General features: G+C 49.4%; 2 protein-coding genes and 2 pseudogenes. 2 read left to right on the top strand and 2 right to left on the bottom strand.

Annotated elements, in window-relative coordinates; genetic code table 11:
- Window positions 1-98: 98 nt before the first annotated feature.
- Window positions 99-239: pseudogene (locus tag BFF42_RS14295) on the top strand (IS1 family transposase); the annotation flags it as partial.
- 118 nt (window positions 240-357) lie between these two features.
- Here BFF42_RS14295 and cysQ read toward each other — a convergent pair.
- Window positions 358-1,098 (bottom strand): 3'(2'),5'-bisphosphate nucleotidase CysQ, encoded by a 741-nt coding sequence (cysQ, locus tag BFF42_RS14290; RefSeq protein WP_000886909.1) that lies wholly within the window; start codon window positions 1,096-1,098, stop codon window positions 358-360.
- Between the two features lie 189 nt (window positions 1,099-1,287).
- Here cysQ and BFF42_RS14285 point away from each other — a divergent pair.
- A pseudogene (locus BFF42_RS14285) lies at window positions 1,288-2,562 on the top strand (bifunctional 2',3'-cyclic-nucleotide 2'-phosphodiesterase/3'-nucleotidase); the annotation flags it as partial.
- Between the two features lie 8 nt (window positions 2,563-2,570).
- Here BFF42_RS14285 and BFF42_RS14280 read toward each other — a convergent pair.
- The coding region (locus BFF42_RS14280; RefSeq protein ID WP_073841232.1) for an integrase core domain-containing protein at window positions 2,571-2,912 on the bottom strand (342 nt) is incomplete at its 5' end.

The raw sequence follows: 2,912 nt of genomic DNA, 5'->3' as shown, positions 1-2,912 counted from the left end.
TCAATCATCTGTACTCCAATGACTAGTCTAAAAACTAGTATTAAGACTATCACTTATTTAAGTGATACTGGTTGTCTGGAGATTCAGGGGGCCAGTCTACTCAGCGCATTGAGCGACATAATCTGAATCTGAGACAACATCTGGCAAGGCTGGGACGGAAGTCACTGTCGTTCTCAAAATCGGTGGAGCTGCATGACAAGGTCATCGGGCATTATCTGAACATAAAACACTATCAGTAAGTTGGAGTCATTACCAATTTTTGCACTTTAAATACAATCTCTTTTTATTTATAACTTTTTAGGTTGGGAGAAATCAGGATGGCAGAATCAGGAAATACACTGTTTCTGCCATCTGAATTTAGTAAATAGACACTCTGAACCCAGGATTCAGGAACGACTCGCGCGGAGTGTAATCCAGCGGTTTACCCTGCCAGTCGTGAACGTGCGCTCCGGCAGCTGCGGCCACAGCATGTCCAGCGGCGGTGTCCCAAATATTCGTTGGTCCGAAGCGCGGGTACAGCTGCGCCTGTCCTTCCGCCACCAGGCAGAATTTCAGCGAAGAGCCGATGGACGTGGTCTGATGTTCGCCAAGCTGTTGCAGATACTCTTTCAGCTCCGCATCTGCATGGGAACGGCTGATAACCACCAGCGGCGGGCGCGCATCGCGGACCTGAATCTGCTTGCGCACACCGCACTCTTCTTTCCAGGCCTTGCCTTCTGCCGCGCTGTACATTACGTTCATTACCGGCGCATACACCACACCTAAAATCGGTTTGCCATGGTCAATGAGCGCAATGTTAACGGTGAATTCGCCATTGCGTTTAATAAACTCTTTAGTACCATCCAGCGGGTCTACCAGCCAGTAACGCTGCCAGTGCTGACGGACTTCCCAACCGGGAGGATCTTCTTCAGAAAGGACCGGAATATCCGGTGTCAGCGTACGTAAACCGTCCATGATAACGGTGTGTGCGGCAATATCCGCTGCCGTTACCGGAGAATTGTCCGCTTTGCTGACGACGTCCATCGGTTTCGTCCCGTCGTAGACCTGCATAATGGCATCGCCTGCATTCCGTGCAAGCTGGCATACTTGATCTAACATTTCTCCACCTCGTCTCTGTGAGCGGTGTTAACTTATTGTTTTACTTATACCCTATCGTTAATGAATGCGCCAACTGTGATAGTGTCATCATTTTCAAAGCGTAAAATTGTGGCATTCTTCACTGTTCTATAAGTAAGACGTTTATTCTCCCTTTTCTTTCGTATTCCCGATGATAAAAGGATGTCCCTGATGATTAAGTTTAGCGCAACGCTCCTGGCCACGCTGATTGCCGCCAGTGTGAATGCAGCGACGGTCGATCTGCGTATCATGGAAACCACTGATCTGCATAGCAACATGATGGATTTCGATTATTACAAAGACACCGCCACGGAAAAATTCGGACTGGTACGTACGGCAAGCCTGATTAACGATGCCCGCAATGAAGTGAAAAACAGCGTACTGGTCGATAACGGCGATTTGATTCAGGGGAGTCCGCTGGCCGATTACATGTCGGCGAAAGGATTAAAAGCAGGTGATGTTCATCCGGTTTATAAGGCGCTGAATACGCTGGATTATACGGTCGGTACACTCGGCAATCATGAATTTAACTACGGTCTGGATTACCTGAAAAATGCGCTGGCGGGAGCGAAATTCCCTTATGTAAATGCCAACGTCATTGACGCCAGAACCAAACAGCCAATGTTTACACCGTATTTAATTAAAGATACCGAAGTGGTCGATAAAGACGGAAAAAAACAGACGCTGAAGATTGGCTATATTGGCGTCGTGCCGCCGCAAATCATGGGCTGGGATAAAGCTAATTTATCCGGAAAAGTGACGGTGAATGATATTACCGAAACCGTGCGCAAATACGTGCCTGAAATGCGCGAGAAAGGTGCCGATGTCGTTGTCGTTCTGGCGCATTCCGGGCTGTCTGCCGATCCGTATAAAGTAATGGCGGAAAACTCAGTTTATTACCTCAGTGAAATTCCGGGCGTTAACGCCATTATGTTTGGCCATGCTCACGCCGTTTTCCCGGGTAAAGATTTTGCTGATATCGAAGAGGCTGATATCACCAAAGGCACGCTGAATGGTGTTCCGGCGGTAATGCCGGGCATGTGGGGCGATCATCTTGGGGTGGTCGACTTACAACTCAGTAATGACAGCGGTAAATGGCAGGTGACGCAGGCGAAAGCGGAAGCACGGCCGATTTACGACATCGCCAATAAAAAATCCCTCGCGGCGGAAGACAGCAAGCTGGTAGAAACACTCAAAGCCGATCACGATGCCACACGCCAGTTCGTCAGCAAGCCAATCGGTAAATCTGCCGACAATATGTATAGCTATCTGGCGCTGGTGCAGGACGATCCGACCGTGCAAGTCGTGAACAACGCGCAAAAAGCGTATGTCGAACATTACATTCAGGGCGATCCGGATCTGGCAAAACTGCCGGTGCTTTCAGCTGCCGCACCGTTTAAAGTTGGTGGTCGCAAAAATGACCCGGCAAGCTATGTGGAGGTGGAATGAAGTGGTCAACAAAAACTGGCCACCGAGTTAGAGTTTTTCCAGTATCGATTTTCCGATTCGTTTGGGGGTAACCCACCGTTATATTCGTGCGGTCTTAGTGCGCTGTAATATCCAACGATATAGTCCGTTATGGCGTGAGCTGCCTCGCTGAAGCTTACGTAACCCACCACCGGCATCCATTCGTTCTTCAGACTCCTGAAGAAGCGTTCCATTGGGCTGTTATCCCAGCAGTTTCCGCGCCGGCTCATACTCTGTCTGATCTGGTATCGCCACAATAACTGCCGGAACTGCCTGCTCGTATAATGACTGCCCTGATCGCTGTGGAACATCACCCCGCCGGGCTTACC

The sequence above is a fragment of the Shigella sp. FC1661 genome (assembly GCF_001712525.1).
In the GTDB taxonomy this organism is placed as follows: Bacteria; Pseudomonadota; Gammaproteobacteria; order Enterobacterales; family Enterobacteriaceae; genus Escherichia; species Escherichia coli.
The sequence above is the reverse complement of the archived record's forward strand: the minus strand, read 5'-3'. Positions and strand labels throughout refer to the sequence as shown.